Source organism: Microbacterium profundi (assembly GCF_000763375.1).
Lineage (GTDB): Bacteria > Actinomycetota > Actinomycetes > Actinomycetales > Microbacteriaceae > Microbacterium > Microbacterium profundi.
This window is the reverse complement of sequence record NZ_JPSY01000002.1, coordinates 107145-128020: the sequence shown is the minus strand read 5'-3', so window position 1 is coordinate 128020 and position 20876 is coordinate 107145. Positions and strand designations below refer to the sequence as shown.

The 20876-nt window shown below is 66.5% G+C and carries 23 protein-coding genes, 1 tRNA gene and 1 riboswitch; of the genes, 12 read left to right on the top strand and 12 right to left on the bottom strand.

Annotation, left to right across the window (positions count from 1 at the left end):
- Window positions 1-61: 61 nt before the first annotated feature.
- From JF52_RS0111155 to JF52_RS0111145, 3 genes are all read left to right on the top strand, one after another.
- Window positions 62-919 (top strand): LuxR C-terminal-related transcriptional regulator, encoded by an 858-nt coding sequence (locus tag JF52_RS0111155; protein WP_033106676.1) that lies wholly within the window; start codon window positions 62-64, stop codon window positions 917-919.
- A 28-nt stretch (window positions 920-947) separates the two neighbouring features.
- Window positions 948-1015: riboswitch (guanidine-III (ykkC-III) riboswitch) on the top strand.
- A gap of 11 nt (window positions 1016-1026) precedes the next feature.
- Window positions 1027-1353, top strand: a complete 327-nt coding sequence (locus JF52_RS0111150; RefSeq protein ID WP_033106675.1) for a DMT family transporter — start codon at window positions 1027-1029, stop codon at window positions 1351-1353.
- A gap of 47 nt (window positions 1354-1400) precedes the next feature.
- Window positions 1401-1745, top strand: a complete 345-nt coding sequence (locus tag JF52_RS0111145; RefSeq protein ID WP_033106674.1) for a histone-like nucleoid-structuring protein Lsr2 — start codon at window positions 1401-1403, stop codon at window positions 1743-1745.
- Between the two features lie 10 nt (window positions 1746-1755).
- Here the strand turns inward: JF52_RS0111145 and JF52_RS0111140 are convergent, their stop codons facing one another.
- Entirely contained in the window at window positions 1756-2343 is a 588-nt protein-coding gene (locus JF52_RS0111140; protein ID WP_033106933.1) for a MarR family winged helix-turn-helix transcriptional regulator, read from the bottom strand.
- A gap of 72 nt (window positions 2344-2415) precedes the next feature.
- Here JF52_RS0111140 and JF52_RS0111135 point away from each other — a divergent pair, with 72 nt between their 5' ends.
- On the top strand, window positions 2416-4590 hold the full coding sequence (locus tag JF52_RS0111135; RefSeq protein ID WP_033106673.1) for an MMPL family transporter: 2175 nt from the start codon (window positions 2416-2418) through the stop codon (window positions 4588-4590).
- Between the two features lie 19 nt (window positions 4591-4609).
- Here the strand turns inward: JF52_RS0111135 and JF52_RS0111130 are convergent, their stop codons facing one another.
- The gene (locus JF52_RS0111130; protein ID WP_033106672.1) at window positions 4610-4990 is read right to left on the bottom strand and encodes a hypothetical protein; all 381 of its coding nucleotides are present in this window, start codon (window positions 4988-4990) and stop codon (window positions 4610-4612) included.
- Between the two features lie 113 nt (window positions 4991-5103).
- Here JF52_RS0111130 and JF52_RS0111125 point away from each other — a divergent pair, with 113 nt between their 5' ends.
- Window positions 5104-5349, top strand: coding sequence for a hypothetical protein (locus JF52_RS0111125; RefSeq protein WP_052166982.1), 246 nt, complete (start codon window positions 5104-5106; stop codon window positions 5347-5349).
- 25 nt (window positions 5350-5374) lie between these two features.
- Here JF52_RS0111125 and JF52_RS0111120 read toward each other — a convergent pair.
- The 4 genes from JF52_RS0111120 to JF52_RS0111105 all read right to left on the bottom strand — a co-directional run bounded on the left by JF52_RS0111120 (window position 5375) and on the right by JF52_RS0111105 (window position 8123).
- Window positions 5375-5449 (bottom strand) — tRNA-Arg (locus JF52_RS0111120).
- A gap of 39 nt (window positions 5450-5488) precedes the next feature.
- Complete coding sequence (locus tag JF52_RS0111115) at window positions 5489-5986, bottom strand: HNH endonuclease (protein ID WP_033106931.1); 498 nt, start codon at window positions 5984-5986, stop codon at window positions 5489-5491.
- Between the two features lie 327 nt (window positions 5987-6313).
- Window positions 6314-7060 (bottom strand): M23 family metallopeptidase, encoded by a 747-nt coding sequence (locus JF52_RS0111110; protein WP_033106930.1) that lies wholly within the window; start codon window positions 7058-7060, stop codon window positions 6314-6316.
- Window positions 7061-7421: 361 nt separating this feature from the next.
- Window positions 7422-8123, bottom strand: a complete 702-nt coding sequence (locus JF52_RS0111105) for a metal-dependent transcriptional regulator (RefSeq protein WP_033106671.1) — start codon at window positions 8121-8123, stop codon at window positions 7422-7424.
- 101 nt (window positions 8124-8224) lie between these two features.
- On the opposite strand from JF52_RS0111105, the gene serC reads away from it, so the two are divergent.
- Window positions 8225-9337 (top strand): phosphoserine transaminase, encoded by a 1113-nt coding sequence (gene serC, locus JF52_RS0111100; RefSeq protein WP_033106670.1) that lies wholly within the window; start codon window positions 8225-8227, stop codon window positions 9335-9337.
- Between the two features lie 80 nt (window positions 9338-9417).
- On the opposite strand, the gene JF52_RS0111095 is transcribed toward serC, so the two are convergent.
- Window positions 9418-10050, bottom strand: a complete 633-nt coding sequence (locus tag JF52_RS0111095) for a DUF3027 domain-containing protein (protein WP_033106669.1) — start codon at window positions 10048-10050, stop codon at window positions 9418-9420.
- A complete protein-coding gene (locus JF52_RS0111090) occupies window positions 10043-10423 on the bottom strand; it encodes a cold-shock protein (protein WP_033106668.1) in 381 nt (126 codons plus the stop codon). The genes JF52_RS0111095 and JF52_RS0111090 overlap by 8 nt, the downstream gene beginning before the upstream one ends.
- A gap of 94 nt (window positions 10424-10517) precedes the next feature.
- On the opposite strand from JF52_RS0111090, the gene JF52_RS0111085 reads away from it, so the two are divergent.
- The 6 genes from JF52_RS0111085 (at window position 10518) to JF52_RS0111060 (ending at window position 17122) form a co-directional block, all read left to right on the top strand.
- Window positions 10518-10793 (top strand): hypothetical protein, encoded by a 276-nt coding sequence (locus JF52_RS0111085; protein ID WP_033106667.1) that lies wholly within the window; start codon window positions 10518-10520, stop codon window positions 10791-10793.
- A 2-nt stretch (window positions 10794-10795) separates the two neighbouring features.
- Window positions 10796-12556, top strand: a complete 1761-nt coding sequence (locus tag JF52_RS0111080; protein WP_052166981.1) for a helicase-associated domain-containing protein — start codon at window positions 10796-10798, stop codon at window positions 12554-12556.
- 27 nt (window positions 12557-12583) lie between these two features.
- Window positions 12584-14227 carry a DNA repair helicase XPB gene (locus JF52_RS0111075; protein WP_033106666.1) on the top strand — a complete coding sequence of 548 codons (1644 nt, stop codon included), beginning with the start codon at window positions 12584-12586 and terminating at the stop codon, window positions 14225-14227.
- Between the two features lie 72 nt (window positions 14228-14299).
- Window positions 14300-14986, top strand: a complete 687-nt coding sequence (locus tag JF52_RS0111070; RefSeq protein WP_033106665.1) for a response regulator transcription factor — start codon at window positions 14300-14302, stop codon at window positions 14984-14986.
- Between the two features lie 18 nt (window positions 14987-15004).
- Complete coding sequence (locus tag JF52_RS0111065) at window positions 15005-16723, top strand: sensor histidine kinase (RefSeq protein WP_084595809.1); 1719 nt, start codon at window positions 15005-15007, stop codon at window positions 16721-16723.
- Between the two features lie 111 nt (window positions 16724-16834).
- Complete coding sequence (locus JF52_RS0111060) at window positions 16835-17122, top strand: WXG100 family type VII secretion target (protein ID WP_033106664.1); 288 nt, start codon at window positions 16835-16837, stop codon at window positions 17120-17122.
- 77 nt (window positions 17123-17199) lie between these two features.
- Here the strand turns inward: JF52_RS0111060 and groL are convergent, their stop codons facing one another.
- From groL to JF52_RS0111040, 4 genes are all read right to left on the bottom strand, one after another.
- Entirely contained in the window at window positions 17200-18819 is a 1620-nt protein-coding gene (gene groL, locus JF52_RS0111055) for a chaperonin GroEL (protein WP_033106663.1), read from the bottom strand.
- A gap of 111 nt (window positions 18820-18930) precedes the next feature.
- Window positions 18931-19506 carry a LytR C-terminal domain-containing protein gene (locus JF52_RS0111050; protein WP_033106662.1) on the bottom strand — a complete coding sequence of 192 codons (576 nt, stop codon included), beginning with the start codon at window positions 19504-19506 and terminating at the stop codon, window positions 18931-18933.
- A gap of 58 nt (window positions 19507-19564) precedes the next feature.
- Entirely contained in the window at window positions 19565-19822 is a 258-nt protein-coding gene (locus tag JF52_RS0111045) for a DUF3263 domain-containing protein (protein ID WP_033106661.1), read from the bottom strand.
- 9 nt (window positions 19823-19831) lie between these two features.
- On the bottom strand, window positions 19832-20824 hold the full coding sequence (locus tag JF52_RS0111040; RefSeq protein WP_033106660.1) for a DUF2332 domain-containing protein: 993 nt from the start codon (window positions 20822-20824) through the stop codon (window positions 19832-19834).
- Between the last annotated feature and the right edge of the window lie 52 nt (window positions 20825-20876).

Genomic DNA, 20876 nt, shown 5'->3' with positions numbered 1-20876 from the left:
GGTAGGGTCGACGCTACGAAACGGGGCACGGCGTCGTCCACCCCCGAAAGTAGGTACTTTGGTGAGCACCACGATCACACTGGATGCAGACACAGATCTCGTCGCTCGTGCAGTGCGCGAGCTGTCCCGCCGCACCCGATTCCCCGTCGCCTTCGGCGGGCTCTTCGAAGACGGCGTCGTCTCGGTGACCAGCATCGTCGGCAACCGCACCCACAGTCTCGAGGGACTCCGAGTCCGCCCCGAGCGCGGTCTCGGCGGGCGTGCCATGACCGAGTTGCGTCCCCGGATGACCAGCGACTACGGAGCCTCCAGGCAGATCACCCACGACTACGACGGCTTCGTCCTCGGCGAGGGGCTGCGAACCCTGCTCGCCATCCCGATCGTCGTGGGCGGCCGCTCTCGCGGCGTGCTCTACGCCGGGGCGTGGCACGAGACCCCAGTGGGCGGAGTCAGCACGGCACCGGCGATGACCGTCGCCGATTCCGTCGCATCCGAACTCCGCATCCGCGACGAGGTCGAGCGCCGCATGCGCTCGTTCGCGCCGCGCGCACAGGGCTTCTCCCCGGCCAGGCTCGAAGAACTGCGGGAGAGCTTCGCAGAGCTGCGCAGCGTGTCAGCCGATGTCACGGATGCGACGTTGAGAGAGCGGCTCGCCCGGCTGGAGAGCCGGCTGCTCGACGTCGTGGGCGGCGAGCATGACGTCACGACCGGTCCGATCTCATCCATCCGCCTCTCCCCCCGGGAGACAGACGTGCTGGCATGCGTCGCGCTCGGAGCGACGAACTCGGAGATCGCGTCCCAGCTCGGACTGCGCGAGGGGACGGTCAAGGCGTATCTGGGCACGGCGATGTCGAAGCTGGATGCGTCGACCCGCCACGCCGCTGTCGCGCGGGCCCGGCGGGCGGGATTGCTGCCCTGACATCGCACAGGCTCGCCCGGTATTCTTGATCATGTCGCCATCTGCGGCACCGGACGAGGTGAACCAGTACCCGGAGAGCGAAAAGACTGGCTCCGAAGGAGCAGACCGTGTCGTGGATCATTCTCATCGTCTCCGGAGTTCTCGAAGCAGTCTGGGCGACTGCATTGGGAAAGTCCGACGGCCTTTCCAAGCTCTGGCCGAGCGTCGTGTTCTTCGTCGGCCTCGCCCTGTCGATGTTCGGCCTCGCATGGGCGATGAAGGACATCTCCACCGGCACCGCATATGCGGTGTGGGTGGGAATCGGCGCCTCATTGACGGTGATCTACGCCATGATCACCGGAGATACGGATATCTCGTGGGTGCGAATCCTTCTTCTGCTCGGACTTGTCGGATGCATCGTCGGTCTGAAACTCATCGACCCCGGTCATGAATAGCATCTGAATCGTTTGTCGGTGCATTCTCCGGCGCGTATGCTGACGAAATGGCCCGACGTATTGTGCATCAGCTCGTAGACGACATCGATGGAACCGTTCTGGGAATCGGAGAGGGCGAAACCGTCCATTTCTCTCTCAACAGCACGGCTTACGAGATCGATCTGACTTCAGAGAATGCCGACGCATTCCGAGAAGCACTGGAGCCGTATGTCTCGGCCGCTCGTCGGGCGTCCTCGGCGTCTGCTTCGCGCGGAAGCGCATCGCGCAAACGCGCGGCGGGCTCTCCCGAGACGGCGGCGATCCGCGAATGGGCGAATGAGAACGGCTACACCGTCTCCGAACGCGGTCGCATCCCCGGCACCATCGTGGACGCGTACCGCGCCGCGCACTGACCTGCTCTGATCACTCTTCTTCGGAGATCGCCCACGGCACATCGCCGAGGGCGATCTCCGACGTCATGTCCACGAGGAATCTTCGGACGACCTCGCGCTCTTCCGACGACAGTCTGGCCGCCGCGATGAACCGGCGAGCATGTTGCCGTCCGACCGTCTCGATGGCAGACCGCCGCGTCTCGGGCGTGATCGCGATCGCCAATGCGCGCCGATCCGACGGGTGCGGTGACCGCGTGATGTGACCGCCGCGCTCGAGGCGGTCGAGCAGCTTGGTCGTCGATGCCGTCGAGATGCCGAGATGCGCAGCGATCGCACCCGGTGTCGCCGTCGCATCGCTGTTCTCGACAGCGATGAGGAAATGCAGCGCCCGCATGTCCGTCTGGTTGAGCTTCATGTAGCGAAGCGATGCTTCAGACAGCTTCTGCTCGGCGTCGCGGAGCTCGCCGAGTGCCTGCATGAGGTCACTGATCTCGCTGATATCGCCCTCTGACATGCCCGCACGGTCGACGAGCTCACCGTTCGGATCGCTGACGTCGACGTGGTAGATCGACGACCCGAGTGCGAAGGTTCGCGATTCGGATTCGTCGGAGGAGGGCATGATCACGATGATATCCCTCATTATCTTCATGCTAGGCTTTCTTCTCGCCAGGCTAACTATATTGAGGATGAGATGACTGACGACAGTACTTCACCCGAGCGCGTGCGCATCCGCCGCCGCTCATGGGCGCGCGTGCTCATCCCCGTAGTGCTGATCCTCGCGTGGCTGGTCGGCGCCGGACTCGGCGGACCGCTGTTCGGCAAGGTCGACGAGGTGTCCTCGAACGATCAGACCAGCTACCTCCCCTCCTCCGCGGACGCCACGAAGGTGCAGGCTCTGCTCGGCGAGTTCAACGACGGGGATGCGATCCCCGCGATCGCGGTCTTCGTCGGCGAGGATGAGCTCACCGACGCCGAACTCGAGACGATAACGGATGCCGTGGCCGATGCACCGTCGCTGGAAGGCATCAGCGATGAGGTCTCCCCTGCGATCGCATCGGATGACGGCATGGCCGCTCAGGCCTTCATCCCCATCCAGAGCGATGCCGAGCTCGCCGACGCCGCGAAGGCGCTCGGCGCACAGTTGCAGGCTGATGCACCGGATGGCGTGAAGGTCTACATCACCGGGCCCGCAGGATTCAGCGCCGACCTGGTGGCGGGGTTCTCCGGCATCGACGGCCTGCTGCTCGGCGTCGCCCTCCTCGCCGTGTTCGTGATCCTGATCCTCGTGTACCGCTCGCTGCTGCTGCCGATCGTGGTGCTGTCGACGAGCCTGTTCGCGCTGTGCGTCGCACTGCTGGCCGTGTGGTGGCTGGCGAAGGCCGGGATACTGCTGCTGAGCGGGCAGACGCAGGGCATCCTGTTCATCCTCGTGATCGGCGCGGCCACCGACTACGCACTGCTGTTCGTCGCGCGGTTCCGGGAGGAGCTGCGCATCAGCCACGACAAGGGCGCCGCAGTCCTGGCCGCATGGAAGGGCTCGTTCGAGCCGATCCTCGCCTCAGGCGGAACCGTGATCGCAGGACTCCTCTGCCTGCTGCTGAGCGATCTGAAATCCAACAGCACGCTCGGGCCGGTCGCGGCGATCGGCATCTTCTTCGCGATGCTCTCGGCGCTCACGCTGCTCCCGTCGATGCTGCTCCTGTTCGGCCGTGCGGTGTTCTGGCCGCGCCGCCCCGCCTTCGAGCCGGAGGTCGTGGCGGCCGAGAACGGTATGCCGAAGAAGGGCCTCTGGGCGAAGCTGGCATCGCTCATCAAGCGGCGCCCCCGGCTGATCTGGATCGCGACGACACTCGTACTCCTGGCTGGTGCGATCGGCGTCACACAGCTCGACGCCGTAGGCGTTCCGCAGTCCGACCTCGTGATCGGCTCGTCAGAGGCGCGCGACGGCCAGGTCGCGCTCGGCGAGCATTTCCCCGGTGGATCCGGTAGCCCCGCATACGTCGTGGTGAACGAGGGTTCGCTGCAGGACGTCGCCGACGTGCTGCTCGGGCACGACGGTGTGGATACTGTCGCCGTCACCGCGTCGGACTCCCCCAGCGGCACCGCGAACGTGACCGCCGACGGGATCACTGCAGTGGGCCCTCCAGGCACTCCTGCGCCGGATCCCACGGTCGTCGACGGCGACATCATGCTGCAGGCCACGCTGACGGATGCCGCGGACTCCGATGGCGCAGCATCCACTGTCCGTGACATCCGCACCCAGCTCGCCGACTACGACGCCCTCGTCGGCGGCGTCACGGCGACCGCTATCGACACGAACGACGCATCGATCCGCGACCGCAACCTGATCATCCCGGTGATCCTCGTCGTGATCATGCTGATCCTGATGCTCCTGCTGCGCTCGATCCTGGCGCCGGTGCTGCTGATCCTCACCACGGTGCTCTCGTTCGGAACGGCGATGGGTGTCTCCGCACTCGTCTTCAACGGGATCTTCCACTTCTCAGGAGCCGACCCTGCGGTGCCGCTGTACGGCTTCGTGTTCCTGGTCGCCCTCGGCATCGACTACAACATCTTCCTCATGACCCGGGTGCGCGAGGAGTCGATCGCTCACGGAACCAGGCAGGGCGTGCTCCGAGGGCTCGCGATCACAGGCGGCGTGATCACATCGGCGGGTCTCGTGCTCGCGGCGACATTCGCGGCGCTCTCGGTGATCCCCATCCTGTTCCTCGTACAGCTGGCCTTCATCGTCGCCTTCGGTGTGCTGCTCGACACGTTCATCGTGCGCTCGCTTCTCGTGCCGGCGCTGAGCTACGACATCGGCCGACGGATCTGGTGGCCGTCGAAGCTGGGTCGCGGCGAGGACTGACGCTGCCCGGCCGGCTGCTTCAGACGAAGGCCGGCAGGAAGGACACGACCGAGCCGATCACACCGACGACGGCGAAGATGATGCCGAGCGTGAGCAGCACGCGCTTGGCCATCGGAGGATGGATCCGTGCGTTCTCAGGGTTCCTGGTGCTCACATAGCCGCTGTGCCAGTCGTCGGCGGTCGACTCGGATCCGCGCAATGGTCGCTCGTGGAAATCACCGCGAGCGAACCAGCGCGCGAAAGGAACGCCGTCGCGCTCGATGACGGCGATGTCGACGCGTTCCCAGCGCCCTTCGGCGAGCGCGACCATGCCGGCGACGATGAGCAGCGGGATGCCGACTCCGAGACCGATCCACGACATCGCCTCGCCGACCACGCCGAGGATGTCGAGAGTCTGCACCCGCTCATCGTATTGCGTATAACGCGCGCGGGTGCTCCGGTCAACCGGGTCGTGCACTGTGCCGCGGGACCCTACTCTGACAGATCCAGATCGATCGAGAGGATGGACGGCGGATGAGTGGCATCGAAGACCAGGGCCTGGGCCCGGAGAAGGTCGAACCGGCACCGGTGGACGAGTCCGACCCGCATGAGAACGCAGAAGAGCCGTCGACCCAGGATCTGAAGGAACCGAGTACTGAGAAGGAGCCGGGGGAAGAGCCGAAGGCACCGGACAGGACGGATCCGGAACCGAGCCATGAAGCGGTCGGCATCGGCATCGTAGGTCGGCCCCAGACCGAGGTGGAGAACGAGACCGACTGACATCGGCCACGTTCACAGCGGCAACTGGTGCCCCTGGAGGGACTCGAACCCCCAACCGTTTGCTTAGGACGCAACTGCTCTTCCATTGAGCTACAGAGGCTGGCTGGTTCAGTCTATCCGTCCTGAGGGCCGGACGATGTCACGCCGCCAGCGCGAGATACGGCTCCCAGCAGGGGTCGCTGCGCTCCGTTCCGCGCACCGTCCACGCCGTGCCGTGCGGCGGGAGCGGGGTGAAGCGCAGATCCCACCGCATCTCCTGCGGTGTGCGGTCGCTCTTGACGTTGTTGCAGCGAAGGCAGCAGGCGACCAGGTTCTCCCACGAGTCCGCTCCCCCGCGCGAGCGTGGCAGCACATGATCGATCGTGGATGCGGACTTGCCGCAGTACCCGCAGCGGTGGTTGTCGCGGCGCAGCACTCCACGCCGCGTGACAGGCACACGTCTGCTCATCGGCAGCCGGACGTATCTGCGGAGGATGATGACGGCCGGACGGTCGTACGCTCCGCGTGCACCCCAGACGGGATCGTCTTGCACCCGTTCGATCACGGTGGCCTTCTGATTCATCACGAGCACCAGGGCTCGCTTGAAGGACACCACCGCGAGCGGCTCGTACCCGGCGTTCAGAACAAGTGTGCGCATCGTCATCCTCTCGATCCGCCGGGACGGCTTCCCGGCACTCTCGAATCACACGACGTCACACAGACAGCAGAATCTACGCAGGGACGAAAAAAGGCGCCGTCTCAGAGACAGCGCCTTTCGCACACGACGACATCGGTGCATCCCTGCGGGCGATGCCGAAGAACGTAACGACCGAGCGCATCCATGGTGCGGATGCTCGGTATACGTTCCATCGGCTTCTCCCGTCCGTGCGACGACGGGATCAGATTAGCCCATCGCGCCGACGGATGACGAAACGCCGAGTGAACACTCAGACGTGTGTCGCCTCGCAGATCCGGTCGGTGATGGTCAGCCGGCGTTCGCAGCGAGCCAGGAGTAGGGCTCGAGGACACTGCCGTTGACGTTGACCTCCAAGTGGAGGTGATTGGCCGTGGAATTTCCGGTGCTGCCGACGGCTCCGATGAGTTGTCCTGCTACCACCGTCTGCCCTGCCGAGACCTGGCGGGACCCGTAGGTCATGTGCCCGTAGGTGGTCGATACGCTCTGCCCACCGATGACGTGGTCGATCGTGATGCCGACGCCGTAGCCGTAGTAGCTCTCCGACGACACCCTGACCACTCCGGCCGCCACCGCGTAGATGGGCGTGCCCGCCGGGGCCAGCATGTCCGCACCCTGGTGTCCGCCGCTGTCGGGCCCGACGGTAGTACGCGCCTCGGTATAGGAACCTCGCGGGAGCGGGTAGCGCACTTCACCGGAGCCAGGGGAGACGAGTGCATAGCTGCCGATGTCGATGCCGCCGCCGGACGACGAAGCAGTCGCATTCGCGGCGGCTGCAGCAGCGGCGGCAGCAGCAGCCGCGGCTGCTTCTTCAGCCTTCTTCTTATCGATCTCTTCCTGCGTGGTCGCGCTGTACGTCGAACGAACAAGCGGAGAGGCGGTGGCTTCGGAGGCCACGACAAGGGACTGGGCGTCACCTGCCGCTACCTGCTGCAGCGTGGCGGCGGCGTCGACCGGCGTCGACGAGGCGGCGTACGCGGGCAGTGCGACAGCCGCGACGAGCGCGCCGACGGCGCCGAAGATGGCGATCGACCGCATGGGCTTGATCATCTTTCGCGCGACGTCGCGGGGCGCTGCACTGCTGCTTCGCTTCAGAGACTTTTCAGATGTGTTCGCGGTCGGTTCGATATCTGCGGCCAAAAGGGAATCCTCCAGTGCCTCGACGCTTCGGGTGCGCTGGCTCGTCTGCACTCTGCTACTCGTGCCACTTGTCGGGTGGCATTCTGTGCGGATTGTCCGCGGAGAGGACGAGCCGGTGAGGCGATCTTCGCGGGAATGCCGCCAGCGGGCTTCTTCACTGACGACCTGACCGAGGTTACCGGAAGATAACGATTCTGTCACCCTGAGACGCTGGCAATCTCCCGAACGCGTCGCTCGAGCGGTGCAGCGCGGCCGAAGATCAGGTTGGCGCGCCCACCAGGAAGATGTGCGACGCGAGTTCGACGGGCAGCTCGAGCCCCTCCTCGACGCCGTCCATCTGGATCAGCACATATCCCTCGTTGAAGCGGTAATTGCCGTGCGCTCCCGGCACGACGCCGGCGTCGCGCAGCTGCTCGAGCAACTCGGGATCGACCTGGGCGGGTTCTGCCAGCCGACGCACCGTGCCCTCGATCGGCTCGTTCGCCGCATCGAGCTTCTTCACGAGGCCGATCACTCCCTCGTCGAACGTGCGCGCTGGAATGTCGCCCAGCTGATCGAGTCCGGGGATGGGGTTTCCGTACGGCGACTCCGTCGGATGCCCGAGCAGTTCGACGAGGCGCCGCTCCACCTGCTCGCTCATCACATGTTCCCAGCGACAGGCCTCTTCGTGCACGAACGCCCAGTCCAGACCGATCACGTCCGAGAGCAGACGCTCGGCCAGACGGTGCTTGCGCATCACATTGACAGCCTTGCGTCGCCCCGCGTCGGTGAGCTCCAGCGTGCGATCTTCCGAGACGACGACGAGACCGTCGCGCTCCATCCGACCGACCGTCTGAGAGACAGTGGGCCCGGAGTGACCGAGTCGTTCGGAGATGCGCGCGCGCAGCGGCACGATGTTCTCCTCCTCGAGTTCGAGGATGGTGCGGAGGTACATCTCCGTGGTGTCGATCAAGTCCGTCATTAGGCCCTCCGGGTCTTCTTAGGCAAGCCTACATTCTCCACTGGGTGCGGGTACGTGTCACACGGGGGAATCGCTGCGCCCCGCGGCCCTAGAATCGACGCATGGCGATCGAGATTCCCCGTGACCTCCTGCCCGTAGACGGCCGCTTCGGCTGCGGTCCCTCGAAGGTGCGCGCAGCGCAGCTCGAAGCGCTGGTCACTGCCGGGGCGAGCATCCTCGGCACCTCGCATCGCCAGGCGCCCGTGAAGAACCTCGTCGGCAGCGTCCGCGAGCAGTTCGCGAGTCTGTTCCGCCTTCCGGACGGCTACGAGATCGTGCTCGGCAACGGCGGGTCGACCGCATTCTGGGATGCCGCCGCCTTCGGCCTCATCGAGCGTCGTAGCCAGAACCTCACCTTCGGTGAGTTCGGCGGCAAGTTCGCCAAGGCCGCAGGCGCGCCGTGGCTCGATGCTCCTGACGTGCGCACGGCCGAGCCTGGCTCGCTCGTGGCCGCCGAGGCGGCCGAGGGCATCGACATCTACGCGTGGCCGCACAACGAGACATCGACCGGCGTCGCAGCGCCCATCGAGCGCGTCGTAGCCGACGGCGCACTCACCGTCATCGACGCGACCAGCGCAGCCGGTGGCATCGACATCGATGTGAGCCAGGCCGACGTCTACTACTTCGCACCGCAGAAGAACCTCGGCTCCGACGGCGGTCTGTGGTTCGCCGCGGTATCGCCGGCCGCCATCGAACGGATCGAGCGGATCGCGGCATCCGATCGGTACATCCCCGAGTTCCTGAGCCTGAAGAACGCCGTCGACAACTCACGTCTGAACCAGACCCTGAACACTCCGGCGCTGGCGACGCTGCACCTGCTCGACAGTCAGCTGAAGTGGATCAACGAGAGCGGCGGCCTGGCCTGGGCCGGCGCCCGCACCGCCGAGTCGTCGCAGGCGCTCTACAACTGGGCCGAGGCATCCGAAGTCGCGACGCCGTTCGTCACCGACCCGGCGCACCGCTCCCCCGTGGTCGTCACGATCGACTTCGCCGAGGGCATCGACGCGGCGGGCATCGCGAAGACCCTGCGCGCCAACGGCATCGTCGACACGGAGCCCTACCGCAAGCTCGGCCGCAATCAGCTGCGCGTCGCGACGTTCGTGTCGATCGAGCCAGACGATGTGCGCCAGCTCATCCGCTCGATCGACTACGTGCTGGAGAACACCGGCGCCTGAGGCCGGCGCGCGATACACCTTTCAACAGTCGCTACATCGATCGGTGTAGCGACTGTCGAAGCGTGTCGCGCGAAGGGCGACTATTCCTCTTCGTCGGAGTCTTCGTCGGAGTCGTCGGAGTCTTCGTCGGAGTCGTCGGAGTCTTCGTCGGAGTCGTCAGCCGAGTCGTCGAGCTCGTCGATGTCGACGCCGTCGAGGTCGCCGGCGTGCAGCGTGCGCGGCTCTGACGGGTCGCCGTCCTCGTCGTCGTCGTCGTCATCATCGTCGTCATCATCGTCGTCCAGGTCGTCGTCGACGTCAGCATCGAAATCGTCATCACCGTCGTCGTCCGAACCGGATGCTGCGGCATCCGCCGCCTCGCCCGCCTCCGCCGCGAGAGCCGCGGCCTGCTCGGCGAGTTCGACCTGGTGCGCGCGGTAGTCCGCGAGTCGTTCGGCCCACGGCACCCACTCCGGCGCGAGAAGCGCGCCGTCGGTCGGCATCAGCTCGACCTCGAGTACGGTCGGCTCGGCATCCTCGACGCGGGCGACGGTGACAGTCCAGTACCACCCCGGGTATCCAGGCAGCCGGTTCTCGAACCGCAACGACACCGAACCGTCGTCCTCGACGAGGTAGCCCGCTGCTGGGCCGACCGTCGAGGCGGGTGTGATCTCGTGCAGCGCCGCGAGCGCGAGATCGTGCGCGCCGATCAGGCGTGCGTCGGCATCAGGCATCGAGGTCCTCGGCGACCTTGCGCAGCATCGCTGCGACCTTGCGTCCATGACCGGAGGACGGATAGCGTCCGCGGCGGAGGTCCCCTCCGATGCTGTCGAGCAGCTTCACGAGGTCTTCGACGATGATCGCCATGTCGTCTGCGGGCTTGCGCTTCGCCTTCGTGAGGCTGACGGGAGCCTCGAGGACCCGCACCGAGAGCGCCTGGAGTCCGCGCTTGCCGTCGGCGACGCCGAACTCCACGCGGGCACCTTGCTTGACTGTCGCGCCTGCGGGCAGGGCGGAGGCGTGCAGGAAGACGTCCTGGCCATCATCGCTGGCGATGAAGCCGAAGCCCTTCTCGTCGTCGTAGAACCTGACCTTGCCGGTGGGCATGGAGAACCTCGCTGTGTGATGGTGCCGGTGTGAAGGCGCGCGCATTCGCGCCCACCACCAGCCTACCGGTGTTCAAGGGACTAAGCTGAGACGGATGAGCACGCAGAATTCCGGACCGGACCTTCCCGTCCGCCGCCTGGATCGTATCCTCGCCTTCACGGCCTTGACGCTCGCCGCACTCTCGGTGATCTGTTTCTTCGCGATCATCATCGGCAGCGCATCCGGCATGACGCAGAAGTCCTTCTCGGACGGGATCTGGCCGTTCATCGTCGCGATCCCGCCGTACGGTCTGCCGCTCGCATTCGCGATGATCATCGCGCTGCTGGTGATGAGCTTCGTGAGGAAGGGACGCGCAGCCAAGCGCTCCTGACGATGAGCACGCATGCCCGCCCGCTCGCTGTATGGCTGGCTGCTGCGAGCGACTCGCAGCTGGCCGCCCTCTTCGAGGCGAATGGCGTGCGCACGGATCCATCCTGGTCCGACTTCTTCGATGCGGCGGAAGCGCTCCTCGACCCGGCATCCATCGAGCGGATGCTGCCCCGCCTGACCCTGTCGGAGGCGACTGCCCTGCGCCGCGCAGTGGACCATGCAGCCGGCGGTACCGGTGGCCCGGCCGGCGGATCGACGGGCGAATCGTCGTCGCTGATCGCACTCGCGCTGCTTCGCCCCGACGGCATCCCCTCGCCTCCCGTCGTCGACGCCGTCATGAACCGCCCGGTTCCTCCCACCGTCAGCGCCGCGGCCACGGCGCCAGCCTCTGAGATCGCCGAGGCGCACGCCGCAGAGCGCGCCTTCACGAGTGTCGCGGCACTCGCCGACCTGCTCATGATGGCGAGGGAGACGCCGCTGGCGCTTCTGACCAGCGGGAATCTGGCTGCCGGCGAGAAGCGGCGGCTGGCGGATGCGGGCCTCCCCGTCGACATCATGGACGCACTCATCGCACTTGCAGACGATGCGGCGCTCGTAACCACCGCGCATCGGCAACTCCGCACCACTTCCCTCGGCGACACCTGGCTGCGACTGACCGCGTCCGAGAGATGGACGCGGCTCGCCGACGCCTTCCGCCGCGCACTCCCCCGCGGCCTGCGCACGGCGTCGGGCGGATGGCTTCCGGTGCCGTTGTGGGAGCACCAGCATCCGTGGGATCCGTCGTGGCCGGAGCGCTGCGCAGCCCTCCGAGACCGCGCGCGGATCCTCGGCCTGATCGCCGAGGGCGACAGCGAGCCGGCATGGGCGGTGCCGATCCGCGAAGGACATGCGCCCGAGGTCGCGACTCTGCAGCGGCTGCTTCCGGCAGAGGTGGATCGGCTCTTCCTGCAGAACGACCTCTCGGCGATCGCTCCCGGACCGCTTTCGCCGGCTCTCGACGTTCGTCTGCGCGCAATCGCCGTCCGTGAGTCCGCTGCCCAGGCCTCGTCGTACCGGTTCACCGCCGAGTCCGTCTCGCACGCGCTCGCATCAGGGGAGACTGCGGCATCCATCCTCGACTTCCTCGCACAGCTCTCACTGACGGGGATCCCCCAGCCGTTGGAATACCTCGTCACGCAGACGGCGCAGCGCCACGGCCTCGTACGCGTGTTCGCCGAGGCGGATTCCGGACGCACTCGGGTCAGCAGCACGGATGCCACTCTGCTCGACGCGATGGGTGTCGATCAGTCCCTTCGCCCTCTGGGACTGTCGCGCGATGCCACCGGACTCACCTCACGGGTCGGCCGCGACACCGTGTACTGGGCGCTGACGGATGCGCGCTACCCCGCCACGATCGTCGGCGCCGACGGGCAGCCGGAGGTCGTGGATCGCAATCCTGCGCCCGCAGCCGAGGAGGCGAGCGCCGTGTCCTACGACGCTCTCATCGCACGTCTGCGCGCTCACCAGGGTCCTGACGCCGATGCGGCATGGCTCGACCGCGAGCTCGAAGCCGCCGTGCGCGCCAAGGCGGTGCTGCTGGTCGAGGTCGGCATGCCGGACGGATCGACGCGCGAGCTGCTGCTGGAGGCGAGCGGCCTGGGTGGCGGTCGCCTGCGCGGCCGCGATCGTGCAGCGGATGTGGAACGCACGCTTCCGGTCAGGAGCATCCGCTCCGCCCGGGTGTTCGACCCTTCGCTCCCCCCGCCCACGACGGCGAGCCCGTGACACCCGAGGACGGTAGACTGGTCAGCTATGTCTGATGGCCCACTGATCGTCCAGAGCGACCGCACCGTCCTGCTCGAAGTCGCGCACGCGGACGCCGAGAGCGCCCGCCACGAACTGGCGATCTTCGCCGAGCTGGAGCGCGCCCCAGAGCACATCCACACGTACCGGATCACCCGCCTGGGTCTGTGGAATGCACGTGCGGCAGGGCACACGGCCGAGGACATGCTGGACACCCTCGAGCGCTGGTCGCGGTTCCCCGTGCCGCCGTCTGTGTCGGTCGATCTTCGTGAGACTGTGAACCGCTACGGCCGCCTGGTGATCGAGCGCGACGAGGAAGGCGTGCTGATCCTCAGTTCGAGCGACCCCGCGGTGCTCGCCCAGGTGGCGAACAACAAGCGCATCCAGCCGCTGCTGATCGGGCACCCGGCCCCTGACCGCTACGCGGTCGATGCGTGGGCGCGCGGTCAGATCAAGCAGGAGCTGCTGAAGATCGGCTGGCCGGCCGAAGACCTCGCCGGATACACGCCGGGGACACCGCACGACATCGAGCTCGCCGAAGACGGCTGGCACGTGCGTCCATACCAGCAGGATGCCGTGGACGCGTTCTCGAAGGACGGCTCCGGCGTGGTGGTGCTGCCGTGCGGTGCGGGAAAGACGATCGTCGGCGCCGGTGCCATGGCAGCGACGAAGACGACGACCCTCATCCTCGTCACCAACACGGTCTCGGCCCGGCAGTGGCGCGACGAACTGCTCAAGCGCACGAGCCTCACCCCCGAGGAGATCGGCGAGTACTCCGGTCAGGTCAAGGAGGTCAAGCCGGTCACGATCGCGACCTACCAGATCCTCACCGCGAAGCGGAAGGGCGAGTACGCGCACCTCGCACTCCTGGATGCTCTGGACTGGGGACTCATCATCTACGACGAGGTGCACCTGCTGCCCGCTCCGGTCTTCAAGCTGACCGCGGATCTGCAGGCGCGCCGCCGCATCGGTCTCACGGCGACGCTCGTCCGCGAAGACGGCCGTGAGGGCGACGTTTTCAGCCTGATCGGTCCCAAGCGCTTCGACGCGCCGTGGAAGCAGATCGAAGCACAGGGCTACATCTCCCCTGCCGCCTGCTACGAGGTGCGCGTCGACCTGCCCGCGTACGACCGGCTCGAGTACGCGGCGGCGACGGATGACGAGCGGTATCGTCTCGCAGCATCCGCACCTGCGAAGATCGACGCCGTCCGCGAGCTGATCGCGAAGCACCCGGGTGAGCGCATCCTCGTGATCGGCCAGTACCTCGATCAGCTCGAGACCCTTTCAGAGGCCCTGAACGCCCCTCAGATCACCGGTGCCACACCGGTGGACGAGCGCGAAGAGCTGTATCAGCAGTTCCGCGAGGGCGAGATCGAGCTGCTCGTGGTCTCGAAGGTCGCCAATTTCTCGATCGATCTGCCGGAGGCATCCGTCGCGATCCAGGTGTCCGGTTCGTTCGGCTCCCGTCAGGAAGAGGCACAGCGCCTCGGCCGGCTGCTGCGTCCGAAGGAATCGGGCCACACCGCCAGTTTCTACACGCTCATCGCGCGCGACACGGTCGACCAGGACTACGCGCAGAACCGCCAGCGCTTCCTCGCGGAGCAGGGCTACAGCTACACGATCCTCGATGCGGACGCGCTCACTGCGGCGTGAATGCGAGGGCGTCTGAGCGGCGCTCCGTCAAATGATCAGCCACTGCATCGGCTTAGTCACCATAATGGGGACATGACTGACGCGCGCATCCTGGTCGTCGATGACGAGCCGAACATCCGCGACCTGCTCTCCACAGGTCTCAGCTTCGCCGGATTTCAGGTGAAGACGGTCGCCAACGGCGCCGCCACGATCTCCGCAGTTCTCGAGGAGGAGCCCGACCTCATCATCCTCGATGTGATGCTGCCCGACATGAACGGGTTCAGCGTGACCAAGCGCCTTCGTGGCGCAGGGTTCACCGCGCCGATCCTGTTCCTCACCGCGAAGGACGACACTCAGGACAAGATCGAGGGCCTCAACGCCGGTGGCGACGACTACGTCACCAAGCCGTTCGCGCTCGACGAGATCGTCGCCAGGGCCCAGGCCATCCTCCGCCGCACCATGCAGGCGGATGAGGAGTCGATCATCCGCGCCGGCGAGCTGTCGATGGATCAGGACACGCACGATGTGTTCGTCGGCAAGGAGCCCATCGAGCTCAGCCCGACGGAGTTCAAGCTCCTGCGCTACCTCATGCTCAATCCCAACCGCGTGCTCTCGAAGGCGCAGATCCTCGACCATGTGTGGGAGTACGACTTCAACGGCGACGCCGGCATCGTCGAGAGCTACATCTCCTACCTCCGCCGCAAGATCGATCCGCACACCGAGGAATCGGTGATCCAGACCAAGCGCGGCTTCGGCTACATGCTGAAGGTGGGGAAGTAGCGCTCGAAAGGGAGCCGCATGGGGCAGCAGCCTGACGCGGTCACCGGGTGGTGGCGGCGGATCAGCCTTCGCGCGAAGGTCACCGGCGTCACAGTCGCCGTGCTCGCGCTGGGGCTCGTCGTCGCCGGTATCGGCACTGTGCCGCTGCTGCGAGACTCCCTGATCAGGAACATCGACGCGCAGCTGCCCTCCCTGGTCACCAGCGACCTGGCCAGTCGCTGGTTCGACATGAGCCTGGTCGACGGAGCTCTCGAGCTGTCCCCCGCCGAGAACGCTCCGCGGTCATCGGACTACTTCTTCGCGATCTATGCCGCTGACGGCACACGGCTCGCGGATGCCGGCGGAACCGCCGACTCGGAGCGACCGGTCTTTCCGGAGACGATGACGATCGCTCAGGCTCATGCCCAGGAGGAGGAGACCACGATCCCGCTGCAGGGGGAGGATGGCGGCGCGTTCCACGGGTCGGTCGTGGTCAGCGACGGCCCCGCCGGCACGTTGTACGTGCAGTACGTCGCACTCCCGCTGGAGGAGGCGGACCGCATCATCGCCACGTACTTCGGCGTGTACACGACCGTCGCCCTGGTGACGATTCTCATCGCTGCCCTACTGATCCGCGGTCTGGTCACCCTGACATTCCGCCGGCTCGGTCAGGTCGAGTCGACCGCGATGCTGATCGCCTCCGGCGACTTCAGCCAGCGCCTCACCGACCTGGAACCCACGACCGAGGTCGGTCGCCTCAACTATGCGATCAACACGATGCTCGAGCGCATCGATCAGTCGATCGCCCAGCGCGACCGCACCGTTCAGCACATGCGCCGATTCATCGGAGATGCGAGCCACGAACTGCGCACACCGCTGGTGAGCGTACGCGGCTACGCGGAACTGTACCGGATGGGCGCCATCCGTGGCGAGGAGGACACCGCGAGAGCCATGGAGCGCATCGAGAAGGAGGCGATCCGGATGGGCGTGCTCGTCGAGGATCTGCTCGCTCTCGCCCGCCTGGATGAGGAGCGCGAGCCCGAGATCGCTCCGATCGACCTGCGGCCCGTCGCCAGAGACGCCGCCCTCGATGTGCGTGCTGCAGCTCCCGGTCGGACCATCATGGTCGTGGACAGGACAGCGGACGCCATCGACATCGCACCGCGGCTGCTGAATCCGACGACCACCACGACGACGACGACGACCACGGTCACGGGTCGCAATCGCACGGGAGCCCTCGCGCGGCTGCGTCGCCGGCCGCGCAACACCCAACCCGAAAGTCCGGAGATCGACTTCACGGAAGCACAGGATGCCCCGGTGCGCACGCCGCCGATCGTTCTCGGCGAGGAGAACAAGGTACGCCAGATCGTGGCGAACCTGCTCGGAAACGCCCGACGGTTCTCCAGCGAGGACAGCCCGATCGAGGTCGTCGTCGACTCCGATCGCGTCGCGGGAACCGGCAGCATCGCGATCGTCGACCACGGTGAGGGCATCCCGCCTCAGATCCGCGAGCAGATCTTCGAGCGTTTCTGGCGTGCCGACACCTCGCGGGCACGCGAGACCGGAGGCTCGGGTCTCGGACTCGCGATCGTCGCCTCGATAGTGTCCGCGCTGCACGGCAGCGTGCGCGTCGACGAGACACCCGGCGGCGGAGCGACATTCACGGTGACTCTCCCGCTGGCACCTGCGCACGCGACGCCGGAGCATCTGCTGGAGGACACCCAGCCGCTGGAGCGTCTCGACCTCGACAGCCTCTGACTCCCTCTGCACAGACGGGAGATCGGGAAGAGCGTCCACCGATGCTGTGTTCTCGGTGTTCATCGACGGCGCAGCCCTCGTATCGTCAGAGCTCCGATGAGAGGAGTTCCCATGTCCGTATACACCGTCGACACCGAAGCGGTCTTCGCCGCCACAGGTGCCGCCCGAGCAACAATGGAACGGCTGCGCAGCGAATCACTCGCCCTGAAGGCGCAGCTGACCCAGCTGCAGTCGTCCTGGACCGGCACCGCATCCGTCGCATTCCAGGGGTGCAGTGATCAGTGGAGTGCCGCGCAACTGCACGTCGAGCAGGTGCTGGAGTCGATCAGCGGCGCGCTCGGCTCCGCCGCCACGCAGTACTCGGACGCCGATCAGTACTCGGCCAGCCTGTTCCGCTGACCCCGAGCCTGTTCCATCGCCCCCCTGGAACGCAGAAACGCCCCGGCCGAGGCCGGGGCGTTTCTGTCGGTCAGGACTTAGAAGTCCATGCCACCCGTCGGGTCGCCTGCCGGAGCGACGGCCTTCTCGGGCTTGTCGGCGACGACGACCTCAGTGGTGAGGAAGAGGCCGGCGATCGAGGCTGCGTTCTGCAGAGCAGAGCGCGTGACCTTGGCCGGGTCGATGATGCCTGCTGCGAACATCTCCACGTACTCACCGGTAGCGGCGTTGAGGCCGTGACCGCTGGGCAGTTCGGAGACCTTGTGAGCGACGACACCCGGCTCGAGACCGGCGTTGAGCGCGATCTGCTTGAGCGGCGCCGAGATCGCGACGCGAACGATGTTCGCACCGGTCGCCTCGTCGCCCGACAGCGTGAGTGCGTCGAGCGCCTTCGTGCCGGCCTGGATGAGCGCGACGCCACCACCGGGGACGATGCCCTCTTCGACGGCTGCCTTCGCGTTGCGAACGGCGTCCTCGATGCGGTGCTTGCGCTCCTTGAGCTCGACCTCGGTTGCAGCTCCGGCCTTGATGACGGCAACGCCGCCGGCGAGCTTGGCGAGACGCTCCTGGAGCTTCTCACGGTCGTAATCGCTGTCGGTGTTCTCGATCTCGCGGCGGATCTGGGTCACGCGACCCTCGATCTGCTCGGTCTCGCCAGCACCCTCGACGATGGTGGTCTCATCCTTGGTGATGATGACCTTGCGCGCACGGCCCAGAAGGTCGAGCGTCGTGTTCTCGAGCTTGAGACCGACCTCTTCGGTGATGACCTGACCACCGGTGAGGATCGCGATGTCCTGCAGCTGAGCCTTGCGACGGTCGCCGAAGCCGGGAGCCTTGACGGCGGCCGACTTGAAGATGCCGCGGATCTTGTTCAGCACGAGAGTCGCAAGGGCTTCGCCCTCGACGTCCTCGGCGATGATGACGAGTTCCTTGCCATCCTGGATCACCTTGTCGACAACCGGGAGAAGATCCTTGATGTTCGAGATCTTCGAGTTCGCGATGAGGATGTAGGGTTCCTCGAACACGGCCTCCTGGCGGTCTGCATCCGTCACGAAGTACGGGTTCAGGTAGCCCTTGTCGAAGCGCATGCCCTCGGTGAGCTCGAGCTCGGTGCCGAAGGTCTGCGACTCCTCGACGGTGACGACGCCTTCCTTGCCGACCTTGTCGATAGCCTCGGCGATGAGCTCGCCGATCTCGGGGTCAGCGGCGGAGATGGATGCCGTGGCTGCGATCTGCTCCTTGGAGTCGATCTCCTTGGCGCTGGCGAGCAGCTCCTCGGTGATGGCCGCGACGGCCTTCTCGATGCCGCGCTTGAGCGAGATCGGGTCGGCGCCGGCTGCGACGTTGCGCAGGCCTTCGCGGACGAGCGCCTGAGCGAGGACGGTTGCGGTGGTGGTTCCGTCACCTGCGACGTCGTCGGTCTTCTTGGCGACCTCCTTGACGAGCTCCGCGCCGATCTTCTCGTACGGGTCGTCCAGCTCGATCTCCTTGGCGATCGACACACCGTCGTTCGTGATCGTGGGAGCGCCCCACTTCTTCTCGAGCACGACGTTGCGACCGCGCGGGCCGAGGGTCACCTTGACAGCGTCGGCGAGGATGTTCAAGCCACGCTCGAGGCCGCGTCGGGCCTCCTCATCGAAAGCGATGATCTTTGCCATGAGTTTTGTCGTCCCTCCTGGACGTAGACGTTCTGATTAGCACTCAGGGTATGCGAGTGCTAACGCCCATTCTGGCACTCGACCCCATCGAGTGCAAGCCGCGGGCGACGTCTATCCGGCTGGAGTCTCTTCGGACTCCGGCGCGACGGTCGAACGATCGGTGCCGATGACGACCACGAGCTGCTTCTGCTCGGGATCGTTCGGGTCGGCGTAGAAATCGTCCTGCACGACCTTCGCACCGCCGATGACATCAGCGAGACCGATCGCGGCGAGTTCATCCGCCTCGGAGACGTAGTAGACGGCGGTGTCGGCGAAGTCCTGCGAGCCGGCGGGAGCGTTGCTCACCATGTCGGCGGCCCAGCCGGCGTTGACGATCGTGTCGCGCATCTGGGCGTCGAGATCGTCCTGTCCGGATGCGTTGAGCACCAGCACCGAGTAGGTCGGGTCAACGACACCGGTGACCTCAGGCGTCGGAGCGATCGTCGGCTCCGCTGCGGGGAACAGGTTGATGCGACCCATCAGCACGAGGGCGACGAAGATGCCCACGACGATGAGGACGAGGGCTGCGACGAACGACCACAGCAGCACGACCCAGCCGTTCATCCCCGGGGCTTCGGCGCGATGCGCTCCTACACGTCCCGAGGCATGGGCGACATCATCGAATCGATCTCTGACGGATTTGGACACCCGTCGATGCTATCTGCCCACTGCCGAGAATCCACTCACAGCCGGTGGCGCCGACACCTCAGCCGGCGAATCCGCGCATCCTCGCCACCCGCTGGTCGGTCCTGTTCTCACGCAGACGGCGCAGGCGACGAACCAGCAGGGGATCGTGCTCAAGTGCCTGCTCGGTGTCGATGAGTCGGCCGAGCAGCTGGTAGTAGCGCGCCGGACTCATGCCGAGCGAACTGCGGATCGCCTCTTCCTTGGACCCGCCGTGCCGCGGCCAGCGCGCCTCGAGCGCGAGGATCGCGCGGTCGCGATCAGTGAGGTCTCCGAGCATGCGTCCAGGCTAAGCGCGAAGATCGCCTGTATCGGTGCGCCACTCCCACCAGCGCCCCAATGGATCCGCAGCCGCACGCACGCCGCCATCGAGCGCGACGACGAAATCCGGCCAGGTGTCGGCATCGACCGACGGATGCCATGCGTCGTGCAGCGACGGAGCGTCGATCGTGATCCAGCGGGCGGGCAGCGCCTGCACCTTGGCGATGAGCGCCTGTCGCTCTGCCCACGGGATGTGGGCGAGCACACCTGGCGTCGTGATCACGAGCGTCGCATCTCGAGGTGCGGATGCGGCGACGGACTCGATGTTCGCGCCGGCATCGCCGCGCACGAGCACAGGAGGTTCGGCGGCGGCGATGTCGAGAGCCGCAGTGATGCGGTCCTCACGCCCCGTCTCCCCCGGCCATACGAGGCCCCGCAGCCACGCCCGATCACGCGGATCCCGCGCGTCGAGCGGATCGAGATCGATGCCCGCGCGCCAGATGATCTGCGGCATCCGGACCGGTGGCATCTCACCGCGGACCTCGCTGACCAGCGAGACCGGCGACGCCCCGTCGTCCGGGTCGAGCGCCGCGCGCAGCGCGCCGCTCGAGTCGACGAAGCGGTACGAATACCGGTCGGGAAAGAGGCAGAGACCCGCGGATGCCCCGATCTCGAGCAGCGCGATCGGACCGTCGATCTCGGAGAGCACCGGCAGGAGCGGAGCGAGCCGCAGCGGCTCGTTGGTCTGCACGCGGCGGGCCGCGCACTCGGCGACGATCTCGTCGGCGTGCGCGAGCAGGAAGGTGCGCCACCGATCGAAACCAGCGAGAGGGGCGCCCAGCATCCTGGTCACCGCGAAGACGAGCGGCGGCTGCCGGTGCGTCGCCGGAATGCGGGCGAGAACCTCCTGCGCGGCTGCATCGCGCTCGACCCCGAGCGCCCACTCCTCATACAGCGGCGAGCGCCCTGGCGCCTCGTCCCTGGCGAAGCGCCCGTAGCGTTCGCGCACAGCATCCGTCATCTCCCCATTCTGATGCCGGGCATTGCGTAACTGCGACGCCACGGGTGCGCAG

Bases quoted from the DNA above. Each gene is read 5' to 3' on its own strand.
- JF52_RS0111115 (WP_033106931.1), bottom strand. From the start codon at position 5,986: ATGCGCACACTTGTTCTGAACGCCGGGTACGAGCCGCTCGCGGTGGTG.
- JF52_RS0111085 (WP_033106667.1), top strand. From the start codon at position 10,518: ATGAGCACGCAGAATTCCGGACCGGACCTTCCCGTCCGCCGCCTGGAT.
- JF52_RS0111040 (WP_033106660.1), bottom strand. From the start codon at position 20,824: ATGACGGATGCTGTGCGCGAACGCTACGGGCGCTTCGCCAGGGACGAG.
- JF52_RS0111135 (WP_033106673.1), top strand. From the start codon at position 2,416: ATGACTGACGACAGTACTTCACCCGAGCGCGTGCGCATCCGCCGCCGC.
- JF52_RS0111065 (WP_084595809.1), top strand. From the start codon at position 15,005: ATGGGGCAGCAGCCTGACGCGGTCACCGGGTGGTGGCGGCGGATCAGC.
- JF52_RS0111095 (WP_033106669.1), bottom strand. From the start codon at position 10,050: ATGCCTGATGCCGACGCACGCCTGATCGGCGCGCACGATCTCGCGCTC.
- groL (WP_033106663.1), bottom strand. From the start codon at position 18,819: ATGGCAAAGATCATCGCTTTCGATGAGGAGGCCCGACGCGGCCTCGAG.
- JF52_RS0111125 (WP_052166982.1), top strand. From the start codon at position 5,104: ATGAGTGGCATCGAAGACCAGGGCCTGGGCCCGGAGAAGGTCGAACCG.
- JF52_RS0111075 (WP_033106666.1), top strand. From the start codon at position 12,584: ATGTCTGATGGCCCACTGATCGTCCAGAGCGACCGCACCGTCCTGCTC.
- JF52_RS0111090 (WP_033106668.1), bottom strand. From the start codon at position 10,423: ATGCCCACCGGCAAGGTCAGGTTCTACGACGACGAGAAGGGCTTCGGC.
- JF52_RS0111105 (WP_033106671.1), bottom strand. From the start codon at position 8,123: ATGACGGACTTGATCGACACCACGGAGATGTACCTCCGCACCATCCTC.
- JF52_RS0111060 (WP_033106664.1), top strand. From the start codon at position 16,835: ATGTCCGTATACACCGTCGACACCGAAGCGGTCTTCGCCGCCACAGGT.
- JF52_RS0111145 (WP_033106674.1), top strand. From the start codon at position 1,401: ATGGCCCGACGTATTGTGCATCAGCTCGTAGACGACATCGATGGAACC.
- JF52_RS0111140 (WP_033106933.1), bottom strand. From the start codon at position 2,343: ATGCCCTCCTCCGACGAATCCGAATCGCGAACCTTCGCACTCGGGTCG.
- JF52_RS0111080 (WP_052166981.1), top strand. From the start codon at position 10,796: ATGAGCACGCATGCCCGCCCGCTCGCTGTATGGCTGGCTGCTGCGAGC.
- JF52_RS0111070 (WP_033106665.1), top strand. From the start codon at position 14,300: ATGACTGACGCGCGCATCCTGGTCGTCGATGACGAGCCGAACATCCGC.
- JF52_RS0111045 (WP_033106661.1), bottom strand. From the start codon at position 19,822: ATGCTCGGAGACCTCACTGATCGCGACCGCGCGATCCTCGCGCTCGAG.
- serC (WP_033106670.1), top strand. From the start codon at position 8,225: ATGGCGATCGAGATTCCCCGTGACCTCCTGCCCGTAGACGGCCGCTTC.
- JF52_RS0111110 (WP_033106930.1), bottom strand. From the start codon at position 7,060: ATGCGGTCGATCGCCATCTTCGGCGCCGTCGGCGCGCTCGTCGCGGCT.